Raw genomic sequence first — 6735 nt, 5'->3', positions numbered from 1 at the left:
CGGTGGGGGGCGTAGACGGCCTTCTCACATTCAACAAAAGTTGGAAGTGGGGTGAAGGTCGGGGGGCTACCCGACATCACTTGCGAACCGGTATAGCAAACCTGCCCCTGCACGGGCGCCATTGTCCCCGCTGGCTGTTCGAGCGGATGGTAAAACTCAGTTCGGCCATTATCGAAGCGGTGATAGAAGAATACGGGCCTGCCGAGGTGCTGGAGCGGCTTTCGGACCCCTTCTGGTTCCAGGCGCTGGGGTGTGTGGTGGGATTTGACTGGCATTCATCCGGCCTGACCACAGTATTGTGCGGCGCCTTGAAGGAAGGGCTGCGGCCAAGGCAGCGCCATCTGGGCCTTTATCTTGCCGGCGGGAAAGCCCTTGCTTCCCGCAAAACCCCGGGGGAAATAGAGGAGTATGCAGACCATTACGGCCTGGCCGTCGATGTCGGGGCGCTGCAGTACGCCAGCCGGATGTCCGCCAAGGTTGACAACGCGGCTTTACAGGACGGTTTCCAGATCTATCACCACGTTTTTGCCTTTACAGCCGACGGCAGATGGGCGGTGGTTCAGCAGGGGATGGACCGGTCCAGCGGCTGGGCCCGGCGCTATCACTGGCTGGGGGAAAAAGTGGATACTTTTATCCGCGAGCCCCACTCCGCCGTGTGCGGTGAAACGGTGAAGCAGGTGCTGAACATGGTTGCCGGGGAAAGCGCCGCAGCCAGAGATGCTTCGCTGTACCTGGCCGGCAGGCCCGATGAGGTTGTAAAAATCCTGAAAAAAATTGCGGACATGCCTGTTGACAAATTGAAGGTTTTAAACCTGCCGGCCGGACACCCCGTGCCCGGAGCGGGCCGCATTAAAAAGAACCTGGACAGGCTTTACGATATCCAGCCGGCTTCTTACGAAGGCCTGCTGGCGGTGGAAGGTGTGGGACCGGCCACTGTGCGGGCCTTCGCCCTGGTTTCCGAAGTGGTTTATAATGCCGCGGCCAGCCGGAGGGACCCGGTGCGCTACAGTTTCGCTCACGGGGGCAAGGATGGCCACCCCTTCCCGGTGAACCGGCAGGATTACGACCGGTCCATCTCCCTCCTGGAAAACGCCCTGCGCCGGGCCAGGACCGGGGACACGGAAAACGTCAAAGCGCTGAAAAGACTGGCTGCTGTAGCCGCCGGACTGAAGGTAACCTGAGTCTTTACTTACTTTGCACTGGAGCAGTTGAGAGAAATCTTACCAAGAATTGATGGTGTTCAGGTTGTCAAATGATGACACTAACAGCCAAAGGGCTTATATTCTCAAAAGTATCAAGTTATTGAACAAGATAAAACTGTACTATAGGGGCATCCAGCAACAAAGAGCAGCTTTTTACAAAATTGTCGAAAGCCTGAGAAAAACATATAGGCATTCACCAAATTTGTTTAGCAAACCCGACATTAAAATGATAAAATATTTAGTTGAATATGTAAATAATTATAATAATAAACTAGAGTTTAATAAAGAAAAAGTGTTTAACAGAACAGCCCATGATTTAACCAAAGGAACGGTTATTTTGCATAAGACTGATTATTATGTCGGAGTTATAGTTGATTCATATAATAAAACAAAAAAGGAAGCAGACAAAAATCAAAATATTGAAAAAGAATATAAAATATTTATTTCTGAAAAAGAGGTACGTTTTGCTTCTTCTATTAACCTAATTGTTCTGGGTTCATCCATGATTTATCATTGTAGTAATTGTAACGGCCTTATATCCATCTTTTCAAAGAGATGTAAGAAATGCCACTGGCGGATATGTCCGTACTGTAGTTTTTGTAAATGTAATTACACCACGACCTCAAAACCGAAAAAGAAGCAGGCTATCAGAAAAATTACAGGTATAATGATATCTCAATGCGTCAATTGTCAAAAATTCGGATGTGAATCTTGCCCGGGTTCGAGTGAGACTACGAGCAGTTACCGTAGAAGAGCCGTTTTCTGTCCATCGTATAGTCCACGACATAAAATACCGTAAATTTAAGCGGTCATCAATTTGTTTTATACTTTCTTAAAGTTCCTTGCAATTCATCCTTAAGTAGTTTTTTTCTTGACTGTTCTGATATAATTATCCCATCGTGGAAAAATTATTGTACCGCCCCAAGTGCAATTCAAGTAAAGTATTCAATGTCAGTTGGTGGCATCTGTCTTTATTTTCCTTTGTGGTTATTCAATTTTTGATGTTTTTGGGCCTCGCATTTCTTCCCTTGCTGATAATTGCGCTTGTGCTTTTGCTCATTCCCATAGTCTTTCTTTTCTTAAAAAACTTTTATTGTTGCCTGGATCGTAACAATATCTGGTATTACGAAAAGATTGTTAGCTAATTTTCCAGTTCTTCTTGATACTATGTTTAAATGTTCTCCATGCGCAGCATCACCAACTCATCTTTCAAGCCGTGGCGTAAAAGGTCCAGGCGGCCGGACACCGCCGGCAGGCTCTCCGCGGCCGGGCGTTTGATCCGGAACGGGAACAGGGCCGTACTCTCCACCAGTTCCTCCAACGGCGCGCACCCGTTGGGCCGGGTATGCAGGGACGCTTCAATCAGCCACGAAGCAATTCGGGGATCCTCGATGGATAAAGACAGCCCCTGTCTGTAAACTCCTTTCGTATCTGTTTCGCTGAGCACGCCCCAATTAATGAAAGAGCGCGAGCCAAGCGGCGGGCTGCTCTCGACACCGTCTCCCGCTCCCCGTACTGCTCCCGTATCCGCCTTTGGATGTGCGCCGCGGCCGCCGAATCCTGAAGTTTTAAGAAGCGGCCGGCGTGACTCGCGACTTGTGCCCAAAACGGGTAAACAGCCATGACCATTCCCCAATGAACCGCCAGGCGGTCCGGGCGGGGGATAGTTTTAAGCAGTTCAAGGCCGTCGGCCCGCAGGGCGTCGAGTCCGAGCGGCGACTTAAGCCAGACCTTCATTAAAATTGTGATAATCTTCTCGCGGTTGCCATGTGCGGCCTTGCCGCCCACGGACACCTTGTCTTTTAAAAGTTCCTGCAGCGCTTCATTGACGGCGGACTTGCCGTTTCCCGCCAGGACGAGGTTCGCGGTAACTTCGAGCCATTCCAGGCGGACTCGCTGACTGAAGCCAATTTGATTTGTACGGCCGTTCATATCTTTTTCCTTTCGATCCGGATAAAGGGAACAATAATCTCTTCAATGGAAATACCGCCGTGGCTGACAATGCGTTCTCCCTCTAGGACGAATGCCTGCCGGGCGGGGGCAATCAGCGGCAGGAAGGTATCCGGCAGGCCAACCGGCGCCCATTCTAAAGCATCCGGAAAACGCTCCTTCACCTTATCCCGCAAAAGCCTGCCGGAATAGATGCGCACCCGCTCGCCGCGCAAGTCGGCCGCCGCGCCTTCGGCGGGGCGTCCGCAGCCCTCAGCTTCAATATTGCCGTGGTCGGAAGTCAGAAAGACATTAAAACCCCGGTTCAGCAGGAGATCTAAAAGCCGGGCCAGGTAAGGTTGCCGGGCCCACTGGCGCACTTGATTATGCATGCCGGCAGCGCCGAGTTCCATGCCGTGCATAATTTTATCCACCTTGTCGATAACCAGGCCGGCGACTCTCACCTCAGGTTGGGAGATAAGCTCCCCCGTGCGCTCCAGGCTGCCGTCACCCAACCCCCTGGCGTAAACGGCCCCGTTCGGCGCAAGCCCTTGATACGCCCAGAACTGCGCCCACAGGGCCTGCTCCTTGTCGGTGGTCTGCAGGATGTCTGGAAAGAACAACGGGGGCCTGCCGGCAAAAGCAGCCTGGCGCGAGACTGAGGTAAGCGATGGAATCCAGGCGAATATAGCGTTTTCGCGAAAGAGCAAACCTGGCCGCCGTACTGCCAGCGTCCCCCGAACGACAAGCCACTGGTCAAGAGAAAGCCCGTCCACCAGCAGCAAGGCCGCTTTGGAGTTCCGGGCCTCTGCTATGTGACGCGCCAAAAACCGGGGCAGGTGGTGAAGCATGACCGGGGGAACGGGCGGCATGTTGATCAGTCCGGCGTACCGCCGTAACAGCCAGGCGGTGAACGCGGCGTCCGCCTGTGCTTGCAGGGCCTTGATGCTTCGGGCAACTTCTCCACGGGGGGCGTCTTTTCCGCCCGCCGAAAGCATAGCGCAGGCAGACTGTTCATGCTCATGGGTGAGCAGATTCAATTCCGCCCACCCGCGAGCAAAGTTGAACCACTCCCCGTGCCTGGCGTCTTCAGCCGGAAGGGAGGATTTAAGGGTGTCGATGAGCCTGGTCAGGCGACAGCGCCGGTCCCCGGTTTCACCGGTGCGAACGCCTGCGCCCGCCCAGGTTTGCGACAGTATGTCCGCGCGCTCGTGGGATACGGAGTGCAAAAGCCCCTCCAGGAACAGATTGTCCAGGTAAACCCGGATATCGTGGTGATCGAAGGGCAAATCGTGAGGGCCGTCGATAGTTAAGCCGTACGGGTTTTTGTCCTCTTGCACGGCAGATTCCTTTTTCCCCGCCAGACGGTCGAGAAAAACCGGCCAGCGCTCCTGCAAAAACGCAAAGAAAGCTTCCCGGTCCGGGACGATCGTTTCCAGCGGCCAGCCGTCAAAGGCGTTGTTTTGGCGCAGGAGTTGGATGAAGCGTTCGTCGAGCACTGCCGGTATGCGCTGTCCGCGGTAATGACGCCTGAGCAGCGCGCCGAGCAGGCCGGAGGGCTGCTTGATGAGATCGGGCGCGATTTCAAAGACGTGCCGGAGGACGAACTCCTTCGTAGCGTTGTCCCCGATCGGCCCGGGCGCGTATTTTTTCTGGGCGTCATATAAGGCGTCAAGGTCGCCACGGTCCAGGGCCGATATAACCGGGTGGCTGAGATTGGGAAATATGTCGCCAAGGCTGAAAGAAAGCCTGCGGCCCGCCTGCAGCAGATCAAACGGCAAAGAGTCCAGACCGCCGGCCGGGGCGTGCAATACAACCACCAAGTCCGTCTGTTCGCCCTTGTCCCAGCGGGAACGGAAATTCCATTCATAGGCATAGCGGAATTCGACGCGATCCACGAAGGTGATCAGTTCAAAGCCCCGCCCCCGGATGCTTTCAAGAATTTGTTCCTCCAGCAACAGGGAGTCCGGGTCGGCCGCCAGGGTGAGCCGGGCGACCCCGGGGGTAAACTCCTTGAGGATTTCATCGCGCCAGTTGGTCATGGGTATCTCCTTATAGACGCAGGCAAAAGGATTCGACTAAAAGCGCTTTGCGCAGGTCGGCAAAATATCGGTTTCGCGCCAGAATCCTTATCAATAAAACTTCTTACGGAGTTCATCAAAAACTTCATCTCCTGGTATAGTTTGGACTTTACCAGTTTTATTTTCCCCAACCCTTCTTTCGGCTTCTTTTGCTCATAATCCGTCTATTTCTTTTTGTGTTGAATATAAGCTACTAAGAATCTTTTCAACTAACATAGTTTTGATGTCTACTGGTAAGGATTCAATTATTGAAATAAGCTCATTTGTTTTCATATCTCAAGTTCGCCTCGCTTTTGGAATTATTTAGCCCCATTTTCACTTGATCGGGGAATTAATTTTAGCCTCTAATACCATTGTATATTGAAAGAAAAGGAGCCAGCAAGCTTTCTTTTAACCTTTACATCTTCCTTGAGGATTTCATCGCGCCAGCTGGTCATGATTGTTATCCTCCAGCGACCTTTTCAGGGCTTAAGGCTATGGATACGGGAAAATCTTTAAGATTCGAGGTGACTACCTTCTTCCCCTGCACCGCCGCTGTAGCAGCGATAAAGCTGTCGGCCATGCCCATAACCTTGCCCTTTTCCGCCCATTCCCGCCTTAACGTTGCGGCGGCTTCAGCGATTTCCCGGTTGATCGGGATCGTTTCCCAGTTTTCGAGAAGAGATTTAATTGCTTTCTGAGCCCTGGCTGTCCGTGCTCCGGTCAAGAGCTCATGGTAAATGATTACATTAGTAAAGGCGGCCCCAGATAATATCGTTTCTTCCAGCCACGCTGTAACTCTTGGTGAAAGCCTACCGGTGAGGTGGTCAATCAACACACAGGTGTCAATCAAATATCCCATGGCGAGACCCTATCTTTTTCGCGTATTTTTTCAACCCATTCCGCACCCGTATTCGAGGACCATTCAGGCGCGTCCTCGGGTTCTAAAACTCCCCGGGTTTCTATAAAAGATTTCACCTGCATCTCACGGCGTAATTTTTCAGCCACCGCATTGACAATGAAACTGTTCCGGTTGACGCCACGGGATTTAAGATGTGCGGCCATTTGTTCCACCACTCCCGCTGGAAACCTGATATGGAGCATTCTTGTCTCGGGCATAATGCAACACCTCCTGTTATATGATAATATAACAGATAACTGTTAAGAATACAATTGCGTTTCCGAAATGGCAGCGCATTTCGCAGACCCGCTGGGTAAACAGTCCTTTCGGGGTCAATTTTAGATGAAGAAAAGGGGTCAGATCTATTTTACGAAGTAAATTCGGGGCAATAACCAGCATCCGTCTCACCAGCCCGCTCAGATTAAGCTCCCGCATGATGAGCCCTGTCTCAATGGTATTGCCCAGGTCCACCTCGTCCGCCAGGAGATAGCGCACATGGTCGTCGGTGGTGGCCCGGGACAAGGCCCGGATTTGGGGCGGCAGCGGAATGACAGCGGATTCGATGAGCACATCCTGTTCCAGCGACATTCCCAAGATGTTTTTTCATTGAAACAACTTATTACTACTACAGCGATGGATCTCT

5 protein-coding genes and 2 pseudogenes are annotated in these 6735 nt (G+C 52.2%); 2 read left to right on the top strand and 5 right to left on the bottom strand.

Going from position 1 to position 6735, the window contains the following annotated elements:
- Positions 1 to 80 precede the first annotated feature (80 nt).
- Positions 81 to 1181, top strand: a complete 1101-nt coding sequence (locus DEH07_06535; GenBank protein ID HBY04190.1) for a DUF763 domain-containing protein — start codon at positions 81 to 83, stop codon at positions 1179 to 1181.
- 64 nt (positions 1182 to 1245) lie between these two features.
- Positions 1246 to 2001, top strand: a complete 756-nt coding sequence (locus DEH07_06530; protein HBY04189.1) for a hypothetical protein — start codon at positions 1246 to 1248, stop codon at positions 1999 to 2001.
- 372 nt (positions 2002 to 2373) lie between these two features.
- On the opposite strand, the pseudogene DEH07_06525 reads toward DEH07_06530, so the two are convergent.
- The 5 genes and pseudogenes from DEH07_06525 to DEH07_06505 all read right to left on the bottom strand — a co-directional run bounded on the left by DEH07_06525 (position 2374) and on the right by DEH07_06505 (position 6677).
- Positions 2374 to 3134, bottom strand: a pseudogene (locus DEH07_06525) (hypothetical protein).
- On the bottom strand, positions 3131 to 5173 hold the full coding sequence (pglZ, locus tag DEH07_06520; GenBank protein ID HBY04188.1) for a BREX-3 system phosphatase PglZ: 2043 nt from the start codon (positions 5171 to 5173) through the stop codon (positions 3131 to 3133). The pseudogene DEH07_06525 and the gene pglZ overlap by 4 nt, the downstream one beginning before the upstream one ends.
- A 481-nt stretch (positions 5174 to 5654) precedes the next feature.
- Positions 5655 to 6053: a VapC toxin family PIN domain ribonuclease gene (locus DEH07_06515; protein HBY04187.1), complete on the bottom strand. Its 399-nt coding sequence runs from the start codon at positions 6051 to 6053 to the stop codon at positions 5655 to 5657.
- On the bottom strand, positions 6041 to 6310 hold the full coding sequence (locus tag DEH07_06510; protein HBY04186.1) for a hypothetical protein: 270 nt from the start codon (positions 6308 to 6310) through the stop codon (positions 6041 to 6043). Before DEH07_06510 ends, DEH07_06515 begins: the two co-directional genes overlap by 13 nt.
- 64 nt (positions 6311 to 6374) lie before the next feature.
- A pseudogene (locus DEH07_06505) lies at positions 6375 to 6677 on the bottom strand (hypothetical protein).
- Between the last annotated feature and the right edge of the window lie 58 nt (positions 6678 to 6735).

It is taken from the genome of Desulfotomaculum sp. (genome assembly GCA_003513005.1).
Classification (GTDB): Bacteria; Bacillota; Desulfotomaculia; order Desulfotomaculales; family Nap2-2B; genus 46-80.
This window is presented reverse-complemented; position numbering and strand designations above follow the sequence as displayed.